General features: G+C 72.6%; 19 protein-coding genes. 15 read left to right on the top strand and 4 right to left on the bottom strand.

Translation table 11 applies throughout. The annotated features are described in order from the left end of the window. Positions 1-22 precede the first annotated feature (22 nt). The gene (locus ACZ4WQ_RS17605; protein ID WP_385340446.1) at positions 23-1,066 is read right to left on the bottom strand and encodes a chitinase; all 1,044 of its coding nucleotides are present in this window, start codon (positions 1,064-1,066) and stop codon (positions 23-25) included. Positions 1,067-1,406: 340 nt separating this feature from the next. Between ACZ4WQ_RS17605 and ACZ4WQ_RS17600 the strand changes: the two genes are divergently transcribed. The 6 genes from ACZ4WQ_RS17600 (at position 1,407) to ACZ4WQ_RS17575 (ending at position 9,750) form a co-directional block, all read left to right on the top strand. After that, on the top strand, positions 1,407-1,811 hold the full coding sequence (locus tag ACZ4WQ_RS17600) for a hypothetical protein (protein ID WP_468022280.1): 405 nt from the start codon (positions 1,407-1,409) through the stop codon (positions 1,809-1,811). 110 nt (positions 1,812-1,921) lie between these two features. Continuing rightward, entirely contained in the window at positions 1,922-4,054 is a 2,133-nt protein-coding gene (locus ACZ4WQ_RS17595; protein ID WP_358845252.1) for a bifunctional polysaccharide deacetylase/glycosyltransferase family 2 protein, read from the top strand. A gap of 99 nt (positions 4,055-4,153) precedes the next feature. Next, positions 4,154-5,545, top strand: coding sequence for a class II fumarate hydratase (locus ACZ4WQ_RS17590; protein WP_468022279.1), 1,392 nt, complete (start codon positions 4,154-4,156; stop codon positions 5,543-5,545). 57 nt (positions 5,546-5,602) lie between these two features. Continuing rightward, a complete protein-coding gene (gene fomD / locus ACZ4WQ_RS17585) occupies positions 5,603-6,316 on the top strand; it encodes a cytidylyl-2-hydroxypropylphosphonate hydrolase (RefSeq protein WP_358845253.1) in 714 nt (237 codons plus the stop codon). 263 nt (positions 6,317-6,579) lie between these two features. Then, positions 6,580-7,242: a class I SAM-dependent DNA methyltransferase gene (locus ACZ4WQ_RS17580; RefSeq protein WP_311727680.1), complete on the top strand. Its 663-nt coding sequence runs from the start codon at positions 6,580-6,582 to the stop codon at positions 7,240-7,242. Positions 7,243-7,299: 57 nt separating this feature from the next. Continuing rightward, a complete protein-coding gene (locus ACZ4WQ_RS17575) occupies positions 7,300-9,750 on the top strand; it encodes a SpoIIE family protein phosphatase (RefSeq protein ID WP_358845254.1) in 2,451 nt (816 codons plus the stop codon). An 80-nt stretch (positions 9,751-9,830) separates the two neighbouring features. On the opposite strand, the gene ACZ4WQ_RS17570 is transcribed toward ACZ4WQ_RS17575, so the two are convergent. Next, on the bottom strand, positions 9,831-12,101 hold the full coding sequence (locus tag ACZ4WQ_RS17570; RefSeq protein WP_385340453.1) for a transglycosylase domain-containing protein: 2,271 nt from the start codon (positions 12,099-12,101) through the stop codon (positions 9,831-9,833). 253 nt (positions 12,102-12,354) lie between these two features. Here ACZ4WQ_RS17570 and ACZ4WQ_RS17565 point away from each other — a divergent pair, with 253 nt between their 5' ends. Further along, on the top strand, positions 12,355-13,296 hold the full coding sequence (locus ACZ4WQ_RS17565; RefSeq protein ID WP_361183484.1) for an SPFH domain-containing protein: 942 nt from the start codon (positions 12,355-12,357) through the stop codon (positions 13,294-13,296). 80 nt (positions 13,297-13,376) lie between these two features. Further along, positions 13,377-13,586 (top strand): type II toxin-antitoxin system antitoxin, encoded by a 210-nt coding sequence (locus tag ACZ4WQ_RS17560; protein ID WP_311727679.1) that lies wholly within the window; start codon positions 13,377-13,379, stop codon positions 13,584-13,586. A gap of 147 nt (positions 13,587-13,733) precedes the next feature. Here the strand turns inward: ACZ4WQ_RS17560 and ACZ4WQ_RS17555 are convergent, their stop codons facing one another. Continuing rightward, positions 13,734-15,029 (bottom strand): helix-turn-helix domain-containing protein, encoded by a 1,296-nt coding sequence (locus tag ACZ4WQ_RS17555; RefSeq protein WP_385340457.1) that lies wholly within the window; start codon positions 15,027-15,029, stop codon positions 13,734-13,736. Positions 15,030-15,268: 239 nt separating this feature from the next. Between ACZ4WQ_RS17555 and rfbB the strand changes: the two genes are divergently transcribed. From rfbB to ACZ4WQ_RS17535, 4 genes are read left to right on the top strand one after another with little or no spacing between them, the layout of a single operon-like run. Then, positions 15,269-16,291, top strand: coding sequence for a dTDP-glucose 4,6-dehydratase (gene rfbB, locus ACZ4WQ_RS17550; RefSeq protein WP_468022278.1), 1,023 nt, complete (start codon positions 15,269-15,271; stop codon positions 16,289-16,291). Positions 16,292-16,296: 5 nt separating this feature from the next. Beyond that, positions 16,297-17,265, top strand: a complete 969-nt coding sequence (locus ACZ4WQ_RS17545) for an ATP-grasp domain-containing protein (protein ID WP_311727522.1) — start codon at positions 16,297-16,299, stop codon at positions 17,263-17,265. Next, on the top strand, positions 17,262-18,401 hold the full coding sequence (locus ACZ4WQ_RS17540) for a DegT/DnrJ/EryC1/StrS family aminotransferase (RefSeq protein WP_311727521.1): 1,140 nt from the start codon (positions 17,262-17,264) through the stop codon (positions 18,399-18,401). Before ACZ4WQ_RS17545 ends, ACZ4WQ_RS17540 begins: the two co-directional genes overlap by 4 nt. A gap of 25 nt (positions 18,402-18,426) precedes the next feature. Continuing rightward, a complete protein-coding gene (locus ACZ4WQ_RS17535; RefSeq protein WP_385340461.1) occupies positions 18,427-18,612 on the top strand; it encodes a hypothetical protein in 186 nt (61 codons plus the stop codon). A gap of 16 nt (positions 18,613-18,628) precedes the next feature. On the opposite strand, the gene ACZ4WQ_RS17530 is transcribed toward ACZ4WQ_RS17535, so the two are convergent. Then, positions 18,629-19,819 carry a UDP-N-acetylglucosamine--N-acetylmuramyl-(pentapeptide) pyrophosphoryl-undecaprenol N-acetylglucosamine transferase gene (locus ACZ4WQ_RS17530; RefSeq protein ID WP_385340463.1) on the bottom strand — a complete coding sequence of 397 codons (1,191 nt, stop codon included), beginning with the start codon at positions 19,817-19,819 and terminating at the stop codon, positions 18,629-18,631. Positions 19,820-20,046: 227 nt separating this feature from the next. On the opposite strand from ACZ4WQ_RS17530, the gene ACZ4WQ_RS17525 reads away from it, so the two are divergent. From ACZ4WQ_RS17525 to ACZ4WQ_RS17515, 3 genes are read left to right on the top strand one after another with little or no spacing between them, the layout of a single operon-like run. Further along, complete coding sequence (locus tag ACZ4WQ_RS17525; RefSeq protein ID WP_014176769.1) at positions 20,047-20,571, top strand: PadR family transcriptional regulator; 525 nt, start codon at positions 20,047-20,049, stop codon at positions 20,569-20,571. Further along, positions 20,568-21,254, top strand: coding sequence for an ABC transporter ATP-binding protein (locus tag ACZ4WQ_RS17520; RefSeq protein ID WP_352127892.1), 687 nt, complete (start codon positions 20,568-20,570; stop codon positions 21,252-21,254). The genes ACZ4WQ_RS17525 and ACZ4WQ_RS17520 overlap by 4 nt, the downstream gene beginning before the upstream one ends. Continuing rightward, positions 21,251-23,707 carry an FtsX-like permease family protein gene (locus ACZ4WQ_RS17515; protein WP_398371066.1) on the top strand — a complete coding sequence of 819 codons (2,457 nt, stop codon included), beginning with the start codon at positions 21,251-21,253 and terminating at the stop codon, positions 23,705-23,707. The genes ACZ4WQ_RS17520 and ACZ4WQ_RS17515 overlap by 4 nt, the downstream gene beginning before the upstream one ends. The last annotated feature ends 112 nt before the right edge of the window (positions 23,708-23,819 follow it).

Below are 23,819 nucleotides of genomic sequence, written 5' to 3'. Positions count from 1 at the left end.
TCCACGCGAGGCCGGACCCGCTCTAGCCGGCCAGCAACGACTCGAACGCCCCCGGGCGCTGGGCCACGCCGCTACAGGCGGGGTCCGGCCCGGGGGCGTTGTCGCGTGCGGGGCAGGGACGGTCGCGCTCCGCGGACCACATGGACAGCCGGCCGATCCCCTTGGCCGCCGCGAACCGGGCGAGACCGGCGGCGTCCTCGAGCGTGAAGACCTCGCCCGAGACGTCGTTGACGCCGATCATCGGGGTCACGGCGAGCGCCTTCCAGGCCGCGGCCGCGGAGAGGCCGAGGACGCCGCGGATCCGGCCGTGGGCGTTGATGGCGGCCTGGACGGCGTACCGGCCCATGTTTCCGGTGTGCTCGCCGCCGTAGTTCATGGCCATGATGTTCACGCCCGAGACGGCGACGCCCTGGGCCCTGGCGTTGGCGAGCAGGGCGCTGCCGTCGTCGGTCAGGCCGTACGGCATGGCGGGCAGGGTGAACGAGACGTCCAGGCCCGGCCGGACGCGCTGGAGCAGCGCGATGGCCCGCGCCCGGCGGGTGGCGGAGACGGGGTCGGCGAGGGCGGCGCCCTCGATGTCGAAGTCGGCCTTGGTGAAGCCGTAACGGTCGATCACCGCGGCGTAGACGGTGACGAGTTGGCCCACGCCGGGGCAGGCCGCGGCCAGCTCCGGCCCGGTGGCGCCGCCGAAGGAGACCCGTACGTCGCCCCCGGCCCGGCGTACGGCGGCGATCCGGGCCGCCAGTGCCCGGTCGGCCAGCGGGATCCCGCCGTCCCACACCGGGGCGCAGCCCGCGCCCGCGATGACGAAGCCCAGGGTGAACTCCTTGACGCCGCGCGCCGCGGCCGCGGTCATGTCGTATCCGGAGGCCGCCCAGGCGCTGACGTACGGCGCCAGCGGTACATCGGCGTGGCCGCGGGCAACAGCGGGTGCGGGCGGGCGCGCGGGCGGGGAGGCGGGCCGCGGGAGTGGCCGCTCGCCACCGGCCCAGACGGCGACGGCCGCGCAGACCGCCGCGGCGAGCGCGGTGCGGCCACCCAGGCGTGGGGTGGATCTGGCCCTCACGCGAATGTCTCTCCCCTCCAGTCTCAGGACTCGCCTCCGGGGCGCCTCAGCCCCTGTCGACAGTCGACCGTGCTCGGCCCTTCGCGCGGCGGAGCCGCATATCGATTGCAGCCTCAGGGCCTCCGCGCGCTCTCCCTTTCACAGTGACATCAGCGCCTCCGGCGCGGGCGGCGCGCCCCTTCAGCTCACTCCCCGCCCGGTACGGGGCTCCGGGCCTGGCCGAGTGCTCCATCGGCCGCCGTTCAAAGCTCGCACACCGGATGAACCGTCATGAGCTATGACACACCGCGTCGTTTACCTATATGCGGAAAATCCTATTTGCTGCATTAGCCTCTCGCTCATGCACCCACAGTCAGACGTGGCCGAGCGCGCTCCGGCGCGCCTCCTCGCCGCGGACGGGGCCACGGCGGGGCCCGTGTTCGTGGACCTCTCCGGGCGCCGCGCCCGCCTGTTGCGGCACGCGGGCCTGGTCGCGGGGGCCGCCGTCCTCGGCTACACCGCTCTCCTGGGAGCGGGGTTCTCGGGCAGCACCACCCTCGCCCCCGACACCCTGGTCCCCGGCAGCGGCGCCACCGCCGCCGCGGCCTCCCCGGCCGCCCGGGACGGCAAGGCCGACCGGGACGGCAAGGGCACCCGGGACGGCAAGGACGCCCGGCGCGGCCACCACCCGCCCCACAAGCCCCCGGCCATGGCCGGAGCCGCCTCCCGGCACGCCGGCCGCCCGGCCGGGGCCGAGGCGCGATGAACGGCGGCAGACAGCCGAGGCTGCCGCGCCCGCGCCGCCGCCGGCCCCCGGCGGCCGAGCCCCCGCCGCGGCCGCAGCCGCAGCGGGCTCCCCGCCGCACCGTGTCCCGGATGGCCGCAGCCGGGCGGCACGCCGTCCCCCGGCTGCGGCTGGTGCTCGGGGTGGCCACACTGGTCGCGGTGGTCTGCGGGATGCTGCTGGACGGCTATCTGCACGCCGAGGTCGGCAACGACGCCCGGGTGCACCGGACACTCCGCGCCGATCACGTCCCCGACCGGGTCCGCACCGGCGGCCCGGTGCTCGCCTTCGACGACCGCGGCAGGCCCACCGGCCACCGCATCCCGGCCCGGACCATCGCGCTGACCTTCGACGACGGCCCCGACCCGCGCTGGACCCCGGAGATCCTGAAGGTGCTGCGCGACCACGACGTGCCGGGCACCTTCTTCGTGCTCGGCCAGATGGTGGTCCGCCACCCCGGCCTGGTGCGCCGGGTGCGGGCCGCCGGCCACGAGATCGGCGTGCACACCTTCACCCACTCGGACCTCGCCTACCAGGACCGCGGCCGGGTGGACCGCGAGCTGGCGCAGTCCCAGGTGGCCCTGGCCGGCGCGGCCGGCATCACCAGCTCGCTGTTCCGCGCCCCGTACGCCTCGACGCTCGGCGCGCTCGACGACCTGCTCTGGCCGGTCCAGCGGTATCTGGGCGACCGCGGCTACATCAGCGCGTTCATCGACGTCGACAGCCAGGACTGGAAGCGCCCGCCGGTCGAAAGGATCATCCGCAACGCCACCCCGAAGGCCGGAAAGGGCGCCGCCGTGCTCTTCCACGACGCGGGCGGCGACCGCTCGCGGACCGTCCGGGCGCTGGGGACGTACATCGAGCGGATGAAGGCGAAGGGCTACACCTTCACCACGGTCACCGGGGCGCTCGGCGCCGGGACCGCCGTCCACCCGGCCGACGGCTCGCGCGTCTGGCAGGGCCGGGCCCTGATCTGGGCCGCGGCGCTCACCCATTTCGCCATGCCGGGGCTGGCCTGGCTGCTGGCCGTGGTGGGTCTCGCGGTGATCGCGCGGCTGCTGATGATGCTGGTGCTCGCGTGGTGGCACCGGCGCGCCCGCGACCGGCGGCGCTTCACCTGGGGCCGGACGGTGGAGGAGCGGGTGAGCGTGATCGTGCCCGCGTACAACGAGAAGGAGTGCATCGCCAACACGGTGAACTCGCTGGCCGCCAGCACCCATCCGATCGAGATCCTGGTCGTGGACGACGGCTCGACCGACGGCACCGGCGACATCGTGACGGCCCTGGGCCTGCCGAACGTACGGGTGCTGCGGCAGGAGAACGCGGGCAAGGCCGCCGCGCTCAACCACGGCATCGCCGAGGCCCGCTACGACCTGATCGTGATGATGGACGGCGACACCGTCTTCGAACCCGGCACCGTGCACGAGCTGGTCCGGCCCTTCGCCGACCCGGGCGTCGGCGCGGTCGCGGGCAACGCCAAGGTCGGCAACCGCGCCGGGCTGATCGGCGCCTGGCAGCACATCGAGTACGTGATGGGCTTCAACCTCGACCGCCGGATGTACGACCTGCTGCGCTGCATGCCCACCATCCCCGGGGCCATCGGCGCCTTCCGCCGCCGCGCCGTGCTGGAGGCGGGCGGCATGAGCGCCGACACCCTGGCCGAGGACACCGACATCACGATCGCCCTGCACCGGGCCGGCTGGCGGGTCGTCTACCAGGACAGCGCCCACGCCTGGACCGAGGCGCCCAGCACGGTGGCCCAGCTGTGGCGGCAGCGCTACCGCTGGAGCTACGGCACCATGCAGGCGCTGTGGAAGCACCGCCGCTCGCTGGTCGACCATGGCCCCTCCGGGCGCTTCGGCCGGGTCGGGATGCCACTGGTGGTCCTCTTCCAGGTGGTCGCACCGCTGTGCGCGCCGCTGATCGACCTGTTCACGCTGTACGGGGTGGTCTTCCTCGACCCGGTGAAGTCGCTGCTGGCCTGGTGGGCCCTGGTGCTGCTCCAGCTGCTCGCCGCGGCGTACGCCTTCCGGCTGGACCGCGAGCGGTACGGGCCGCTGCTGGCGCTGCCGCTCCAGCAGATCGCCTACCGGCAGCTGATGTACCTGGTGCTGCTGCACTCCTGTGTCACGGCGGCGTCCGGGGCGCTGCTGCCGTGGCAGAAGCTGCGGCGCACCGGCGAGGTGGACCCACCCCGCACCCCCACCCCCGAACCCGTACGCTGACCGCTCCCCGGGGACGGTGCGGGACAGGGGAAAGATCACCCCCTGGCCGGGAACACGGCGGGGCAGGCGGGTGCTGTCGGGAGTGGAGGTGGGTCCGTCATGACCGACGAGAAGTACCGCATCGAGCACGATTCCATGGGTGAGGTGCGGGTCCCGGCGCACGCCAAGTGGCGTGCCCAGACCCAGCGGGCGGTGGAGAACTTCCCCGTCAGCGGGCAGCGCCTGGAGCGCGCACACATCGAGGCGCTGGCGCGCATCAAGGCCGCGGCCGCCACCGTGAACGCCACGCTCGGCGTGGTCGACGCCGAGGTCGCGCAGGCCATCGCGGACGCCGCGGCCCAGGTCGCCGAGGGCCGCTGGGACGACCACTTCCCCGTCGACGTCTTCCAGACCGGCTCGGGCACCTCCTCCAACATGAACATGAACGAGGTGCTGGCCACCCTCGCGAGCGAGCGCCTTGGCCGCGACGTCCACCCCAACGACCACGTCAACGCCAGCCAGTCGTCCAACGACGTGTTCCCCTCCTCCATCCACATCGCGGCCACCGCGGCCGTCACCGCCGACCTGATCCCCGCGCTCGACCACCTCGCCGCGGCGCTGGAGCGCAAGGCGGCGGAGTTCGCGGAGGTGGTCAAGGCGGGCCGTACGCACCTCATGGACGCCACGCCGGTGACGCTGGGCCAGGAGTTCGGCGGATACGCCGCCCAGGTCCGCTACGGCGTCGAGCGGCTGCGCGCCGCGCTGCCCCGGCTGGCCGAACTGCCGCTGGGCGGCACCGCCGTGGGCACCGGCATCAACACCCCGCCCGGCTTCTCCGCCGCCGTCATCGCCGAGCTGGCCCGCGCCACCGGGCTGCCGCTCACCGAGGCCCGTAACCACTTCGAGGCGCAGGGCGCGCGCGACGGCCTGGTGGAGACCTCCGGCCAGCTGCGCACCCTCGCGGTCTCCCTCACCAAGATCGCAAACGATCTGCGCTGGATGGCCTCCGGGCCGCGCACCGGGCTGGCCGAGATCGCCCTGCCCGATCTCCAGCCCGGCTCCTCGATCATGCCGGGGAAGGTGAACCCGGTGATCCCCGAGGCGGTGCTCATGGTGGCCGCCCAGGTCACCGGCAACGACGCGACCGTGGCCTGGGCCGGGGCGGCCGGAAACTTCGAGCTGAATGTGATGCTCCCGGTCATCGCCAAGAACCTGCTGGAGTCCGTCCGACTGCTGGCGGCCGCCTCCCGGCTGCTGGCGGACCGCACGGTCGACGGGATCACCGCCAACGCGGAGCGCGCCCGCGAGTACGCGGAGTCCTCCCCCTCCGTCGTCACCCCCCTCAACCGCTACATCGGCTACGAGGAGGCGGCGAAGGTGGCCAAGAGGTCGCTGGCCGAGCGGAAGACCATCCGGGAGGTGGTCCTGGAGTCCGGGTACGTGGAGCGGGGGCTGCTGACCCTCGAGCAGCTGGACGAAGCCCTCGATGTCTTGCGGATGACCCACCCGTAACGCGGTGTTGCGGTATAGGTCACGGCGTGGTGCCGCCCGCCCACCTAAGATCTGCTCATGACAGCGGACATCGTGGAGACGACGGGGACGGCACACACCGCTCGATGGGCGCGGGGGGACCACATCCTGTGGCGCTACCGCGCCAACGCCGCCGACAGCATCCACATCTGCCGCCCCGTGACCGTGGTCCAGGACACCGCGAAGCTGCTCGCCGTCTGGCTCGCCCCCGGCACCTCCTGTGTCAAGCCGCAGCTGACCGACGGCACCTCGCTCCACCACGAGCCACTGTCCACCCGCTACACCAAGCCGCGCACCACCGCGCTGTCCACCTGGCTGGGCACCGGCGTCCTCAAGCTCGCCCGGCCCGGGGACCCGTGGTCGGTGTGGCTGTTCTGGGAGCGTGACTGGCGCTTCAAGAACTGGTACGTGAACCTGGAGGAGCCGCGGCTGCGCTGGAGCGGCGGCATCGACTCGGAGGACCACTTCCTGGACATCGCGGTCTACCCGGACCGCAGCTGGGAATGGAAGGACGAGGACGAGTTCGCGCAGGCCCAGCGCGACGGCCTGATGTCCCCCGAGCAGGCGGAGCGCGTACGGGCCGCGGGGCGGGCCGCCGTCGGTCTCATCGAATCCTGGGGAGCGCCGTTCCGGGAGGGCTGGGAGGACTGGCGTCCTGACCCGGCGTGGACCGTGCCCGAACTGCCGGCGGACTGGCGACGGCCGGCTGTCCGTACCGACCGGTATCGCACGTCGGCGCACTCGAGGCCATGAACCTCTTGCTGTGCCCCTGTGTTTCAAACGTAGGATCGTCGTCCGGAAGACTGCACTCACGAAAACGGGACAGCGGCGCAACTCAAGATTGAGGCGTGGCATCTGACGCGGTCACAGGAGGGGGCGGAGGCGTGAGCGATGAGGGAGGTCGGCACGTCCACGGCGGGGCGGGCGACGGAGGGGCGGTGACCGTGACGGGGAGCGCCGGCTCGGAAGACGCCGACTACGCCGACGACTACGAGGGGTTCGAGGACTTCGACCGGCTGGCGCTGGACCGCAGCGGGCAGGCGGAGGCCTTCGACGCCATCGGCGACCGCTACGACGAGGCGTTTCCGCACAAGGACGGCCAGCTCACGGCCGGCCGCTGGCTGGCCGGCGCCCTCGCGCCCGGCTCCCGCGTGCTCGACGTCGGCTGTGGCACGGGACTGCCCACGGCCCGTCAGCTCGCCGACGCCGGACACCAGGTGGTCGGCATCGACATCTCCCCCGGCATGCTCAAGCTGGCCCGGCACAACATCCCGGCCGCCACCTTCCACCTGACGGACATCGTCGACCTGCGGGCCGGCGGCCGCTACGGGCCGGGCGGCTCGCGCGACCTCGGCGAGTTCGACGCCGTCGTCGCGTTCTTCTCGCTGCTGATGCTGCCGCGCCCGGAGATCCCGTACGCGCTGCGGGCGCTGCGCGGGCTGCTGAGACCGGGCGGGCTGCTGGCCCTGGCCATGGTCGAGGCGGACATCGACGACTTCGCGATCCCGTTCCTGGGCAACTCGGTGCGGGTATCCGGTTACCTGCGGGAAGAACTGCGGCGGGTCGTGCAGGACGCGGGCTTCGAGATCACCGGGGAGGACTCGCACTCGTACGCCCCGGCCAGCACGGACGTACCACCGGAGATCCAGCTCTATCTGCACTGCCGACGACGTGTCTGACACTCGGTGCGCCCGGACGAACAGGGCGCATGGCCCCGGACGGATGGAAACCCACGCGTGACGGAGCACCCCACCTCCCACAACGAGCGGCAGGCCACCAGCCCTGCCGCCGCCTCGGGCGCGCATACGCCCGAGGACGCGCACGGCGCGGTCCCGGACCCGCGGACCGCCGTGCGCCGAGCCGACGCCCCCGGCCAGGAGCCGGGCGGCGGACGGCCTCGTCCGGCCTTTCCCGCGGCCGAGTCGGCCGGCGGCCCCGTCTCCGGCCAGGCCCGGGACAACACCCCGGGCCGGGGTGTCGTCGCGGGCGGGGACGGCGCCCAGGACCGCGGCGACGACGCCTCGCGCCATACGAGGAGACGCGGCCGTGCCGCGGATCCCGGCGGCGGTGCGGCGGGCGGCGAGTCGGCCAACGAGGCGGTAAACGAGCACCCGGCGCAGCCGGAGCACGGCACACCGGAGGGCGAACCAGTGTGGGACGCGGACCGCAACGCCGCCAGGGGCGCGGCACACGGGCCCGGAGCGCGGGACGGCGCTCCCGGCCCCGGCGCCGAGCCCCCGGCCGCCGGGGGCGGCACGGGCGGGCGGCCAGGGCGTGACGCCCGGGGAGCCACCCGGCGCGGCGCGGCCGCGGGCGAACACCCCCCGGCCGGGGTGGGTGACGCCCGGGCCGCGGCCGAGGTGGGCTACGGCACGCCCGAGGGCGGGGTGCCGGCGGTGCCCGCGGTCCCGGCTGTTCCCGCGGTGCCGCCGGGCGGCGGCCCCGTGGCCGCCGAGGCGGCCGCCGCGCGGGACCGGGGCGGTGACCGGCTGCGGTTCGTCGGGGCGGCGACCCGCCGGATCGCGCGCGGCATCGACCTGGACGAGATCGTGCTGGGCCTGTGCCGGGCCACCGTGCCGACCTTCGCCGACGCGATCCTGGTCTATCTGCGCGACCCGCTCCCGGTCGGCGACGAGCGCCCGGTCGGCCCGGTCGTGCTGCGGCTGCGCCGCACCGACCGCATCCCGCTGGACCCGGACACCGAGAGCGGGCGGCTGCCGCTGCTGCCCTCGCAGCCGGATCTGTCGCCCGCCGTGGGCGGCGGCCCGGCGGCCGAGCTGTGCGAGGTGGAGGCGGGCGGTCCGCTGAACGAGGTGCTGCGCGGGGTGCGGCCGGTCTTCGGCGACTCCTCGGCGGCCCGGGCCGCGCTGCCCGAACTGCTGGGCGAGAACACGTCGGTGGCCACGGGCCAGCGCACGGTCCTGGCGCCGCTGCGGGGGCGGCGCCGGGTGATCGGCGCCGCTGTGTTCGTACGCCGCCCGGACCGGCCGCCGTTCGAGCCGGACGATCTGCTGGTCGCGGCCCAGCTGGCCACGCACACCGCGCTCGGGGTCGACAAGGCGGTGCTGTACGGCCGCGAGGTGTACATCGCCGACGAGCTTCAGCGCACCATGCTGCCCGACTCGCTGCCGCAGCCCACCGGCGTGCGGCTGGCCAGCCGCTATCTCCCGGCCGCCGAGACCGCGCGGGTCGGCGGCGACTGGTACGACGCGATCCCGCTGCCGGGCAACCGCGTCGCGCTGGTGGTCGGCGATGTGATGGGCCACTCCATGACCTCGGCCGCCATCATGGGCCAGTTGCGCACCACCGCGCAGACCCTGGCCGGGCTCGACCTGCCGCCGCAGGAGGTGCTGCACCACCTCGACGAGCAGGCGCAGCGGCTGGGCACCGACCGCATGGCCACCTGCCTGTACGCGGTCTACGACCCGGTCGCGCACCGCATCGTGGTGGCCAACGCGGGCCATCCGCCGCCCCTGCTGCTGCACCGCGGCGGGCGCGCGGAGGTGCTGCGGGTGCCGCCGGGCGCGCCGATCGGGGTCGGCGGCGTCGACTTCGAGGCGGTCGAGCTGGACGCGCCCGCGGGCGCCACCCTCATGCTCTACACCGACGGCCTGGTCGAGTCGCGGATGCGGGACGTGTGGACCGGGATCGAGCAGCTCCGCGAGCGCCTGACGGCGACCGCCCGGCTCACCGGCCCCAACCCGCCGCCGCTGGAGCCGCTGTGCGACGAGGTGCTGGACATGCTCGGCCCGGGCGACCGGGACGACGATGTGGCCCTGCTGGCGGCCCGCTTCGAGGGGATCGCGCCGAGCGATGTCGCCTACTGGTTCCTGGATCCCAAGGCGCAGACGGCCGGACAGGCGCGCCGGCTGGCGCGGCGGGCGCTGGCCCGGTGGGACCTGGAGGATCTGACCGACGCGGTGGAGCTGCTGGTGAGTGAGGTGATCACCAATGCCGTGCGGTACGCGGAGCGGCCGGTGACGCTGCGGCTGCTGCGGACGGACGTGCTGCGCTGCGAGGTCGGGGACGATGTCCCGCAGCTGCCGCGGCTGCGCCAGGCACGCCCGTCCGACGAGGGCGGGCGCGGGCTGTACCTGGTCAACCGGATGGCGCGGCGGTGGGGCGCGACGCGGCTGAGCACGGGCAAGGTCGTGTGGTTCGAGCTGGCGATGCCACCGCGGTCCTGAGACGCGCGGCACACGCGGCGGCGGGCGGGGCCTTCTCGGCCCCGCCCGCCGTCGCGTATCGGATGATCCCGGTGTGGGGGTCAGCCGTGCTTCTTGCTCGGGCCCGTACTGCCGCCGTGGAAGCCGCGGGTGTCCACGGAGGGCGAGGTGGGCGGGGTCGTCGGCGGCGTGGTGGTGTCGGTCGACGACTCGCCGCCGGAGCTCGGGGGCGTCGTCGGCGGGGTGGTGGGCGCGGACGAGGAGGCCGTCGGGCTCTCGTCCGTGGGCGGGGCCGAGGTCGTCGGGTCCGCCGACTCACTGGCGGACGAGGAGGCGGCGGAGCTGCTGCTCGGCGGCGGCGGGACGGCCGCGCCCATGTCGGTGTCCAGGTCGAACTTGGCGGTCCCCTCGCCGTCGAGCGCCGACCCCATGTACGCGGCCCAGATCTGGGCCGGGAAGCCACCGCCGTTGACGCGCCCGCCGCCGGCGGTGCCGGTCAGCGTCACCTGCTTGCCGCCCTGGCCCTCGCCGAACATGCCGACCGAGGTGACCAGGTCCGGGGTGTAGCCGGTGAACCAGGCGGACTTGTTGTCGTCGGAGGTGCCGGTCTTGCCCGCGACGGCCTGGCCCTTCTGCTTGACGGCCGAGCCGGTGCCCTGGTCGACCACGCCGGTCATGACGGAGGTCACGGAGTCCGCCGCGGTGCGGCTGATCACCTCGTCGCCGGTGGTGTCGGGAAGTTCGACGGTCCGGTCGCCCTTCTCCGCCGACTTCAGGATGGTGGGAGTGACCTTCTTGCCGTGGTTGTCGAGGGTGGCGTAGACCCCGGCCATGTCCTTGGGGCTGGCGCCCATGACGCCCAGCGACATCGCGGGGGCCACGTCGAAGCCGCCCGCCTTGGCGTTCATGCCCAGGTCGGTGGCGGTCTTCTTCACCTTGCTCAGGCCGACGTCCACCGCCATCTGCGCGAAGACCGAGTTGACGGAGTTGTTCATCGCGGTCTGGACGGTGATCCGGCCGTAGTCCCTGTTGTCCTCGTTCGGCGGCGCGAACCCGACCTCGCCGCCGTCCTGGCCCTTGACCGGCCGCTTGCTGTCGCCGTCGTAGACGGTGTTGGCCCGGATCGGGGTGCCGTCCTCGGTGGTGGATTCGTTCTCCAGCGCGGAGGCGAGGATGAGCGGCTTGAAGGTCGAGGCGGGCTGGTAGTCCGCGCGGGTGGCGTTGTTGGTCCAGTGCTTGGTGGCGCCCGCGCCGCCGTACATCGCCACGATCGCGCCGTTCTTCGGGTTCACCGAGACCGCGCCGACCTGGGCGTGCTTGTCGACGGTGCGCGCCTTCGGCTTGAGCTTGTCGGTCAGCTGGGTGCGGACCGCCTTCTCCAGCTCCTGCTGCTTCTTCTTGTCGATGTTGAGGGTGATCGTCCAGCCGCCGGCCGCGAGTTCGTCCTCGCTCACCCCGGACTTGGCCAGCTCCTGCTTGGCGAGCTCGACGAAGTAGCCCGCCTGGCCGTCGACGCCGGGGGTGGGGCGGGGGTCGTCGGGAACGGGGAACTTCAGGCCCGCGCGCTCGCCCGCGTCCAGCCAGTGCTTCTCGACCATGTTGTCCAGGACGTAGTTCCAGCGCTGCTCGACCAGCCGCTTGCCGTTGGGACCGGCCACCGAGTAGTCGTACTGGCTGGGGGCCTGGAGCACCGCGGCGAGGTAGGCGCCCTGCGCCACGGTGAGCTTCTCGACGTCCTTGTTGTAGTACGCGCGGGCGGCGGCCTGGATGCCGTACGCGCTGCGCCCGTAGTAGCTGGTGTTGATGTACCCCGCGAGGATGTCGTCCTTGGACTCCTGCTGGTCGACCTTGAGGGAGATCACCAGCTCCTTCAGCTTGCGGCTGACGGTCTGTTCCTGGCTGAGGTAGTAGTTCTTGACGTACTGCTGGGTGATGGTCGAGCCGCCCTGCTTGCCCCGGCCCAGCAGCGTGTTGATCATGCCGCGCGCGGTGCCCGTGAACGAGACGCCGGGGTCGCTGTAGAAGTCCTTGTTCTCGGCGGCGACAAAGGTGTGCTGCACCTCTTTGGGGATCTTCGACAGCGGTACGGACTCACGGTTGATCTTGCCCGTCTTGGCCATGATGCTGCCGTCGCTGTACTTGTAGACGTTGGCCTCCGCCGTGGCCAGGGCGTTGGCGTTGGGTACGTCGACCCAGAAGTAGAGCACGATGAAGGCGCCGATGAGCAGCAGTCCCATCGAGAGGAAGTAGCCCAGCACCATCTTCCAGGTGAAGAAGCGGCGTATACCGGTCTTCTTACCGGCCTTCTTGCCACCCTTCCCGGCTCTGCGAGCGCTTTTCTGCCGCGCCCGCCGCTCTTCGGCTCTGCCCATCTCTCCCGCCGCTCCCGCCGCTCCCGTACGTCAGCCCCCAACTCAGCTCATGAAGCTAACACCGCAACTGACGTCAAATACTCATCGATCAAGCTTTTTCCGAAGGTGACAAACAGCACCCACCCTGTGGGAACTGACGTCTGGCCGCGGCCAAGGGTTGCCTTCCGCCATAAATCTGCTATCACTTTGATAGAAGGCCGAACGGCCCCGCACCACCCAGCACCAGCGAAAACGGGGGAACTCCATGCCCGACATGACCGATATCACACCTGCCGCCGACATACCGGAGCAGCCCAGGACCCCGGTGCGTGAGCGCCCCGCGCGCAGCATCAGCGGCGGGCTCGCGCTGCTGCTCAGCCTGGCCGGCCTGGCCGCGGGCCCCATCCTCATCGCGGCCGGAGCCGACACCTCCGAATACGCCTACGAGGACAACAGCAACCCCGGGCTCATCACGCTCGGCATCTTCGTGATCATCGCCTCCTTCATCTCGATGCGCGGACTGTGCGCGATCGCCCCCGGCCAGGCCCGCGTCGTCCAGCTCTTCGGCCGCTACAAGGGCACCATCCGCACCGAGGGGCTGCGCTGGGTCAACCCGTTCACCAGCCGCAAGAAGATCTCCACCCGGGTGCGCAACCACGAGACCCCGGTGCTCAAGGTCAATGACGCGTACGGCAACCCGATCGAGCTCGCCGCCGTCGTCGTCTGGCGGGTCGAGGACACCGCGCAGGCGGTGTTCGAGGTGGACGACTTCCTGGAGTTCGTCTCCACCCAGACCGAGGCCGCGGTGCGCCATATCGCCATCGAGTACCCGTACGACGCGCACGACGAGGACGCGCTGTCGCTGCGCGGCAACGCCGAGGAGATCACCGAGAAGCTGGCGCACGAGCTGCACGCGCGGGTCGAGGCGGCCGGGGTGCGCATCGTCGAGTCGCGCTTCACCCATCTCGCGTACGCCCCCGAGATCGCCTCCGCGATGCTCCAGCGCCAGCAGGCGGGCGCGGTGGTCGCGGCGCGCCGGCAGATCGTGGACGGCGCGGTCGGCATGGTCGAGGCGGCGCTGGCCCGGATCTCCGAGGAGCAGATCGTCGAGCTGGACGAGGAGCGCAAGGCGGCGATGGTCAGCAATCTGCTGGTCGTGCTGTGCGGCGACCGCGCCCCGCAGCCGGTCCTCAACACGGGCACGCTCTACCAGTGACGGAGAGCGGCGAGCGGGACGAGGCCGCGGAGCCGGACGCGCGCGAGGGCGCGCGCCGGGCTCCGCGGCAGCGCAAGCAGATGCTGCTGCGGCTCGACCCCGCGGTCCATGACGCGCTGGCGCGCTGGGCCTCGGACGAGCTGCGCAGCGCCAACGCGCAGATCGAGTTCCTGCTGCGGAAGGCGCTCGCGGAGGCGGGGCGGCTGCCCCGCTCCGCGGCCCCCATCCCCCGCCGCGGCCGCCCGCCCCGAGCCCCTCATCCCCCGGAGCCCGACCCCTCAGAGGGCTGAGCGGCCTCGGGGAAGTGGTGCACGCCCACCCCTACCTCCCCGAGGCCGCTCAGAAAGCTGATGAAGATCTGGTTGAGGGGCCACCCGACCATGGGCCGGGAGGCCACACGTCCGCCCACTCCTGACCGTGGCCCGGAGTGGGGCCGGTCAGGCGGAGATCGCGCCCGTACGGGCCGCGAACTCCCGCACCCCGGATACGCGGGCCGGTGCGTAGAGCAGATCGGCGGTGAGCGCCCGAAGCGCCGGCCGCCGTACCTCCTGCGGCGCTTCCTGCTCGACACGCCGCAGCGCCGCGAAGGTCTGCCTACCGTCCCGGAGGGCGTGCCACATGCGGGCGGTATCGGTCCAGAAGCGGGCGCGCCGCTCCGGCGTCGGCATGCTGTCGACGTTGATCCGCCGCGCCACGCTCACTCCCTCGTCCGGGGTGCCGAGCGCGTTGAGAACGCCGATACGGTAGACGTCGACCTGCGCGCGCGTCGCATCGACGGTGAACAGCCCGGACGGTGTCGCCTCGCGGCGGGCGGTCTCTTCCTTGGCCGCGTCGAGGAGATCCAGCGCGGTAGTGCGGTCTCTGCCCGTCGCCGCGCTGTACGCCGCGGTGAGCAGGAGCGTCGTACGGACCGCTCCCGTCTGCTCCTGCCCGCCGTCGAGGTCTGCGGCCTCGCGGGTGAGGAGCTGCACAGCGGAGGGGCAGCTCCCTGAGCGGCGCATCGTGATCGCCAGCACACGGGAGGCCTCCCCGACGGGCACCGGGTGCCCGGAGGCGCGGGCCGCGGTGAGCGCGCGGTCGGCGGCGGCCCAGGCTGCATCGCTGTGGTGCTTGAGCGCGAGCTCCGCGGCGAGGATGTATGAGCGGGCGAGGACGACGCTCGCCTTCTCCCGGTCGTGCCCTGTCGCCTCCTCCCACGTCGCGGAAGCGGCGGCGAGGAGGGACGGGAGAGAGCGGCCTAGGGCGGTGTACCGAGCGGCGCGGAAGTCCGCCCGCGCGCTCGCCGTCTCCTGCACCAGCCGCGCCAGCGGCACCGGGGCGACGGCGGGGAGCCGGAAGAGGTAGTCCTCAAGAGGCGCGGCCGGGTCGCCCCCGGTGGGTGAGGCGCTCGCCGCAGGGGCGCCGAACGCGGCCGTCACTCCGATCGCTGCCGCACCGGTGAGCAGGTTCCTACGACGCACCGCATCCTCCTCGTCCGCTGGACGCCCCACCGTATCGATCGGGGCCGGGCTGGGGACAGGAGTCCCGCCCAGCCTGTCGAGTGGGATGTTGAGGAACGCGGCGAAGGCAAGGAGCCGGTCGTACTCCAGCCGCATTCGGCCGGCCTCGATCCGGGAGACCGCGCTCGCTGAGTAGCCGACGACTTTCCCGACCTGGGTCTGCGTGAGCCGGGCACGGCACCGCGCGCTGCGGAGTTCGGCCCCGATCTCTCGCGCGATTCTGGTGACGTCCATAGGCGCCTCCTACGGAACGGCGGGAGCAATGACGCTAGTGCCAACTCCCCAGTGCGGGGAGGGCGTACGGATGCATGCCGTGTGCGGGCCTCGCACACCGTGTGCGGACCGGCGCCGGGTACCTCCCGGCCCCGGTGGCGGGCCCGCATGGTGAGTTCACGCCCGGCCGATCGGCCCGGGAGCTCCGTTTGACGGCACGGTCAACGCCGGGCCGTCTCCTTCCCTCCATGGAGGCATCTATGGAACACGTACTCGTGACCGGTGGGGCGGGCTTCATCGGCTCGCACTTCGTCAAGCGCATCCTTGCGGCGGACGACGTCGCGACCGTGACCGTCCTCGACGCCCTCACCTACGCCGGCCACATCGAGAACCTGGGGACGGCGTTCTTCAACCCGAAGCTGACATTCGTCCACGGCAACATCCTCGACGCCGAACTCGTAGGCGGTCTGATGGCCGCGCACACGGCGGTCGTACACTTCGCCGCGGAGTCCCACGTCGACCGCTCGTTTTTCGCGGCCGGGACGTTCCTGGAGACGAACGTCCGCGGCACGCAGACCCTCCTCGACGCCGCGATGCGGCACGAGGTGCAGAAGTTCGTGCACGTCTCGACAGACGAGGTGTACGGCCCGCTCCTGGAAGGCATGGCCACCGAGGAGTTCCCGCTCCGTCCGTCCGTCCCCTACGCCGCGTCGAAGGCCGCGAGCGACCTCATCGCCCTTAGCTACTTCCAGACGTACGGCGTGCCGGTGTGCGTGACGCGGTCCTCGAACAACTACGGCCCGTACCAGCACCCCGAGAAGATCATCCCCCTGTTCGTCACCCGGCTCCTGCGCGGTGAGCCGGTCACCCTCCACGGTCGGGGCGAGCACGTCCGCAACTGGCTCCACGTCGAAGACAACTGCGCCGGCGTCGAGGCCGTCCTCCAGAGCGGAACCCCCGGTGAGGTCTACAACCTCGGCGGCGGAACCGACCTCACCGGCCGGGAGCTCACCGAGCGCCTGCTCCGCATCTGCGGCGCGACCCGGGAGGCGGTCACCTACGTCCCCGACCGGCCGGCGAATGACCTGCGGTACTCGATCGACTGCTCGAAGGCCTCCGCCCAGCTCGGGTACCGGCCCGCCCGGGACCTGGAGGGCGGGCTCGCCGAGGCCGCTGACTGGTACCGCCGCAACCCCGACCGGTGGGCGCCGCTCATGCGGAATCCGCAGGCCGCACCTCCGCCCGCGCGGCGCGCCGTGCCCGCCGCTCCGGCCGGGCGGTGACCGACGTGGCGAAGCGCATCCTCGTGACCGGGGTCGGCAGCACTCCCGGCTTCGACCTCGCCCGGTCCCTCCAGCAGCTCGGCTGCAAGGTCCTCGCGGCCGACGCGGACCCGCACGCGGCTGGGCTCCTCCTCCCGGAGGTCACCGCGCACGTCCTCCCACCCGCGGCGGACGCCGCGTACCGGGCGGCCGTACTCCGGCTGTGCGCGAAGGCCCGCCCGGACGCCGTCCTCTCGACGGTTGAGCGGGAGCTCCCGAGGCTCATCGCCCTCCGCCGCCCCCTGGCGAACCTTGGCGTCACCACCTGGCTCCCGACCCGGGAGGCGGCGACGGCGTGCGGAGACAAAGCCCGGTTCGCCGCTGTGCTGGCCAAGCACCGGGTGCCGACACCTCGCACTGTCCTCCCGGACGAGCTCGACAGCGCGCCGGACGGCCTCCTCGTCGTCAAGCCTCGGTATGGGCAGGGCGCAAAGGGCGTGCATGTGTGCCGGACGCGGGAGCAGGCCCGGGTGTTATGCGAGCTCGTCCCGGCGCCGGTCGTGCAGGAGCACGTCCGCGGCCGGGAGTTCACCGCGGATTGCCTCGTTGACCGTGCCGGTCAGGCCTCGGTGATCCTCCGGTACCGACTCTTGGTCAAGGGCGGGCTCGCCGTCGTCTCCCGCACGTTCGCCGACCCCGAGGCGGCCAAGTGCGTCCGGGCGGCGCTCACCGCGACCGGGGTCACCGGGGCGTGCTGCGTCCAGGGCTTCATCCGCGACGAGGAGGGCCCGGAGCAGGTCGTCATCACCGAGGCGAACGCCAGGGTCGGCGGAGGCTTCCCCGCCTCCGTCGCGGCCGGCGCGGACTACGTCGGGCAGTACCTCCGCGGCCTCTTCCGCCAGGACGTCGACCATGACCGGCTCACGTACAAGCCGGAGATCACCCTCACGAAGTACGTCGAGACGCTGACCACCAGCGAAGGGACCCCGCGATGACCCGCACCGCATCCCCGGACCTCGCGCGGAACGGGCGCCCGTACCTCTACGGCGGCGAGGAGGCCGCTATCGCCTCGATGTTGAGCGCCGGGCAGTACAACCACGGCGCGGTCACGGAGGAGTTCGAGCAGCGCGTTGCCGGGTTCCTCGGGGTGTCGGAGGTCGTCGCGGTCGCCTCCGGCACGGCCGCCCTCCACGTCGCCATGCTCGCCGCCGGCGTCGGCCCCGGACACGATGTCCTGGTGCCCTCCTTCACGTTCTGCGCGACCGTGCAGGCGATCATCGCGACGGGGGCCCGGCCGCGGTTCATCGAGGTCAACCCCCGCACGTGCTGCGTCGAGCCCGCCGAGGTCCTGGGCGCCCTCACTCCGCATACCCGCGCCGTCATGCCGGTTCTCTACGGGGGCCGGGCAGTCGACCTCACTCCGGCCCGGCCCGCGCTGGACGAGCAGGGCGTGACCGTCGTCGAGGACGCGGCGCAGGCCTTCGGCTCCTGCCAGGGAGAGCGCCGGGTCGGCGCGACCGGCGTGGTGACGTGTTTCTCCTTCGGCCCGGTGAAGAACCTCACGTGCGGGCTCGGCGGCGCGATCGTGCCCCGCACGCCACTGGAGGCCGACACCTGTCGGCGGCTGCGCGGCCTCGGCATCATCGAGTCCGCGGCCCGGCGCGCCGAGGCGACGACATACACCGTTGACGGGTTCGGGCTGCGCGTGCAGATGTCGCCGCTCAACGCCGCCGTCGGGCTGGTGCAGCTCGACCACTTCGCGGAGGCGGAGACCCGGCGCCGCTCCTTGTGGCGGGCCTACGCCGCCGCGCTGGAGGGGGTCGGCGGCATCGCCCTGGTCGACGCCGACGTGCCGCGCACCGTGCCGCCGATGTGCGCCGTCCGCGTCCTCGACGGCCGCCGCGACGCGGTGTTCCGCGCGCTGCGGGAACGCGGCATCGGCGTCGGCGTGCACTACCCGCCGAACCACACGCAGCCGGCCTTCTCCGCCTGGCACCGGCCGCTGCCGGTCACCGAGCGCCTGGGACGGGAGATCATGACGTTGCCGTTCCACCAGCACCTCACGGAGGTGGACGCTCGGCACGTCGCCGGCGAGCTCCGGCAGGTCCTCGCGGCGGGGGCCGGCCAGTGACCCCCGGCCGCGGCGGCTGCTGACGGTGTGCCTCGGGAACCGCTGCCGCCTAGCGCTGGCCGCGCTCATTCTCGCCGACGAGGCGACCGCGCCGAAGCTCGGCCTCTACCTCGATGACCGAGACGTCCCCGACCCCTGGGGCAAGGAGCCGGATGCCTTCGCCGACGTCGTCCGCCTCATCGAGAACGGGGCCCCGCAGCACCTCCCGTAGACCCGGCCCCGGCCGGTCAGCCGCCGGACGCGGCGGACAGGAGCACGTCTACGAGCCTGTCCGCCGCGTCCGGCCGCCCGTGCACCCGGGCCGCCTCCGCCATCCCCGCGCGCCGCGCCGGATCGGCCAGCAGCGGTCCGAGAGCATCCCGCAACCGCACCGCGGTGACCTCCCCCTCAAGAGCGACCGCAGCCCCTGCCTCCTCCAGGTAGCGGGCGTTGTGCGCCTGTTCGTTCCCAGCCGAGGAGGCGAGCGGCACGAACACGGCCGGCTTACCGAGGGCGGTGAGCTCCGCGAGGGTGCCGGCGCCGCTGCGAGAGACCACGACGTCGACGAGCGCCAGGACGTCGGGTAGCTCTGGGCCGACGAACCCAGTGAGGAAGTACCGGCCAGCGAGCTGCGGCGGGAGCCCGGCCGCGCTCGCGCGCAGGGCCTCGACGTTCGCCGGCCCGCATTGGTGCACCACGTTCGCGCGCTCCAGCAGCCAAGGGAGGGCGTCCCGCACAACGTTGTTGATCTGCTGCGCGCCCTGGGCGCCGCCGGTGACGTAGAGCGTCGGGAGCTGCCGGTCGAAGCCGGTCAGCCCGAGCGCGGTGATTGCTTTTTCCGCGTGGCCGGCCAGCACCTCCGGGCGGACCGGGTTCCCGGTGACGACGGCCGCAGACCGTACGGCCTCCGGGAGGAGCGGGAGCGTCGACTCCGACGACACGGCGATGCGCGTCGCCGAGCCAGCCAGCTTCCGGTTCGCCAGCCCGAGCCGCACCGTCTGTTCATGCAGCACCAGCGGGCGCTTGCACATCCGCGCGGCAAGCCCGGCCGGGACGGCGACGTACCCGCCGGTCGCAAGGACAACGTCCGGCCGGAAGTCCGACACGATTTTGCGGGCTTGGGCGACACCGAGCGGCACGCGCGCCATGTCCTTGACGTTCGCCGGGCTGATCATCTTGAGCGGGTTCGCAGACCGGCGAATCTTGCCCGTCGCGACCGTCTTGAAGGCGATGCCCTCGGCCGGGGCGACGCGAGCCTCCAGACCGTCGGGCGTGCCGATCCAGAGGACATCGAGAGCGCGGCCGTCGGCCGCCAGCCGGGCCTGCAATGCCCGGACCGCGGTGAGCGCGGGGTAGGTATGGCCGCCGGTACCACCCCCCGTGACGATGAGGCGGAAGGTGCTCGGCAGGCGGGAAGCAGGTTCGTTCACCCCGCGCACCCTAGTAGCTCCCGCCCGACCCGGATGTGCATTCCGGAGGGTCCGCCCGGAGGTCTGGGGCGGAGCCCCCCGGCGCGGCGAAGCCCAACGCGGCGGAGCCGCACATGGACAGGGGCTCGACACCGCGGAACCGGGCGGGCTTGCGAGGCTACCCCTCTCACCTGCGGAAACGCCCAGCCTCGCGCATCTATACACACGAGGTATACGCATGGTGTAGAGTGCTGCGCATGTCAATCGGCCACACCCTGCTCGGACTCCTGGAGTCCGGCCCGCGCCACGGCTACGACCTCAAGCGGGCCTTTGACGAGAGATTCGGGCACGACCGCCCGCTGCACTACGGACAGGTCTACTCGACCATGTCCCGGCTCCTGAAGAACGGCCTCGTCGAGGTCGACGGCATCGAGCACGGTGGTGGCCCCGAGCGCAAGCGCTACGCCATCACCGAGGCCGGCATCACCGACGTGGAGCAGTGGCTCCGGCAGCCAGAGAAGCCCGAGCCGTACCTCCAGTCCGTCCTCTACACCAAGGTCGTCCTCGCGCTGATGACCGGCCGGGACGCCGCGGACCTGCTCGACGTGCAGCGTGCCGAGCATCTGCGCCTGATGCGCGAGCTCACCCAGCGCAAGCGCACCGGCGACCTCAGCGATCAGCTCATCTGCGACCACGCCCTCTTCCACCTCGAGGCCGACCTGCGCTGGCTGGAGCTCACCGCCGCGCGCCTCGGCCAACTCGCCAAGGCGGTAACCCCATGACTCCCGCAGGCTCGCTTCTCATAGCCGAAGGGCTGAACAAGGCCTACGGCCCGACCCCCGCCCTGGACGGCGCCGACTTCTCGATCCACGCGGGCGAGGTCGTGGCCGTCATGGGCCCCTCGGGGTCCGGCAAGTCGACCCTGCTCCACTGCCTCGCCGGGATCGTCACCCCGGACTCCGGCACCGTCCAGTACGGCGGGCGGCTGCTGTCCGCCATGCCCGACTCCCAGCGCAGCGCGCTGCGCCGCAGCGAGTTCGGCTTCGTCTTCCAGTTCGGCCAGCTGGTCCCCGAGCTGAGCTGTGTGGAGAACGTCGCGCTGCCGCTGCGGCTGACCGGCGTGGGGCGCAAGGAGGCGGAGAGCCGCGCGCTGGTCTGGCTGGAGCGGCTGGAGGTCGCCGATGTGCGCGACAAGCGGCCCGGCGAGGTCTCCGGCGGCCAGGGACAGCGGGTCGCCGTGGCCCGCTCGCTGGTCACCGGCCCGCGCGTGCTGTTCGCCGACGAGCCGACCGGCGCACTCGACTCGCTCAACGGCGAGCGGGTGATGGAGCTGCTGACCGAGGCCGCCCGCGAGACCAACGCGGCAGTCGTCCTGGTCACCCACGAGGCGCGCGTCGCCGCGTACTCCGACCGCGAGGTCGTCGTACGGGACGGCAAGGCGCGGGACATGGCGGGCGCCCGATGAGCGCCGGCCATGTGACCCCGCTGCGGGCTGCGGAGCAGGCGGAACAGCCCCCCGGCGGAGCGCCCCCGGCGCCCCCCGCCCGCCCGGAGCCCCGCCAGCCGGTCGGGCTGCGCCGCTGGGCCGCCGACCTGGCGACGGGGGCGCGCTTCGCGGTCGGCGGCGGCCGGGAGAGCTGGACCAGGACGCTCCTGACGGCGGTCGGCGTCGGGCTCGGCGTGGCGCTGCTGCTGGTCGCCGCCGCCGTCCCGCATATCGTCTCCGCGCGCGACGACCGCACCAGCGCCCGCTCCTACACGAACGGCTACACGAGCAACGTCAAACCGGGCCCCAACACCGTGCGGCTCGGCTTTGGAAGCACCACCTTCCGCGGCTCCGACATCACGGGGCTCCTGCTGGCCCCCGACGGCGACCGGCCGGCCCTGCCCCCGGGCGTCGACCGGATCCCCGCGACCGGCGAGATGGTGGTCTCCCCCGCCCTGAAGAAGCTGCTCGCCGACGGCGACAACAAGCTGCTCAGGGAACGCCTCGACTACAAGATCGTCGGCACCATCGGCGACGAGGGACTGGCCGGACCGGCCGAGCTCTTCTACTACGCGGGCGTCGGACCCGACGCCGTCGAGGGCGCCGGCAACCGTCTCGACCACTGGGGTGACAACTCCCCGAAGCAGGAGCAGGAGCTGGACCCGGTCCTGCTGATGCTGATCGTCGTGGGCTGTGTGGTGCTACTCCTGCCCGTGGCCATCTTCATCGCCACCGCCGTACGCTTCGGCGGCGAGCGCCGCGACCGACGGCTCGCCGCGCTGCGCCTGGTGGGCGCCGACAGCCGGATGACGCGGCGGATCGCGGCCGGCGAGGCACTGGTCGGCTCCCTCCTCGGACTCGTGGTCGGCACCGGGATCTTCCTGCTGGTCAGGCAGTTCATCGACGGGGTCGCGGTGTTCGGCACCAGCGTCTTCTCCTCCGACGTCCAGCCCTCGGCCGCCATCACCACGCTGATCATGGTCGCGGTGCCCACCTGCGCCGTCGTGGTCACCCAGATCGCGCTGCGCAGTATCACCATCGAACCGCTCGGCGTCGTACGCAACACCGCGCCCAAGCCGCGTCGCCTGTGGTGGCGGCTGCTGTTCCCCGTCCTCGGCCTCGCGCTGCTGCTGCCGCGCCTCAGCTCGGGAACGGGGAGCAGCGACGGCGACATGTACCAGGTCGCGGCCGGTGCGGTGCTGATGCTCGTCGGCATCACCGCGCTGCTGCCGTGGCTGGTCGAAGCCGTCGTCAAGCGCTTCGGTGGCGGCCCCGTCCCCTGGCAGCTCGCCACCCGGCGGCTCCAGCTCAGCAGCGGCGCCGCCTCGCGCGCGGTCAGCGGCATCACGGTCGCGGTGGCCGGCGCGATCGCGATCACCATGCTCTTCGCCGCCGCGGAGAGCGACAACACCACCTCCACCGGACAGGACCCGACCCGCGCCGATGTGGTGGCGTACATCCCGGTGGACACCGGCGCGCAGGCGCGGGACGCCATCGCGCAGTACACCGGCACCAAGGGCGTGCGCGACGCGCTCGGCGTCACCGAAGGAATGGTCAGCGACCCGAACAGCAAGGTCAAGGCCCCGGGCGACATCCCGGTCCAGAGCGTGATGGTCGGCGACTGCCGCACGCTGAAGGAGCTGGCGCGGATCGGCGACTGCCGCGACGGCGACGTCTTCGTCACCAAGCCCGCCGAGTTCGACGACAAGGACACCTACTTCACCCAACCGGGCGCGACGGTCAACCTCAACTTCGACGAGGACTACAACCCCTCCCGCAGCAAGCCGCTGCTGTGGACGATCCCCAAGTCCACGCCCGTCGTGGACCTCAAGAAGGACCCGCGGGGCAGCGAGCACTCCGGCATCCTGGCCACCCCGGGCGCGCTGGACATCGCCGACCTGGACGAGCCCTCGGTGCAGATGATGCTCCGGCTCGACCCGAAGGTCCCGGACGCCATCGAGTACGCCCGCAACACGGCTGCCCGGCTCTCCTCCCAGCCGGACACCTACGAGCTGCAGAGCACCAAGCAGTCGGACGAGTTCCGGACCATCAAGCGCGGCCTGTTCATCGGCGCCTCGGCCACCCTGCTGCTGATCGGCGCGAGCATGATCGTCTCCATGCTGGAGCAGCTGCGCGAACGCAAGAAGCTCCTCTCGGTCCTGGTCGCCTTCGGCACCCGCCGCGCGACTCTCGGCTGGTCCGTCCTGTGGCAGACCGCGATCCCGGTGGTCCTGGGCCTGGCCCTGTCGGTCGCGGGCGGCATCGCCCTGGGGGCGATCCTGCTCAAGATGGTCGACGAGCCGATCGCCGTGGACTGGGCGAGCGTCACCACGATGACCGGCATCGGCGCGGGCGTGATCCTGCTGGTGACCCTGGTCAGCATGGGGCCGCTGTGGCGCATGATGCGGCCGGAAGGGCTCCGTACGGAGTAGCGCACGATCGGCGCGCTTGTTGCCGCCGGGCCCTTCCCACCTGGGGAAAGGGCCCGGCGGTCGGGTGTTTCGGGGTTTATGCCACCCGTTGGAGTGAATCCCGTCTTACGGG

The organism is Streptomyces sp. NPDC028305, from assembly GCF_055569495.1.
The sequence above is the reverse complement of the archived record's forward strand: the minus strand, read 5'-3'. Positions and strand labels throughout refer to the sequence as shown.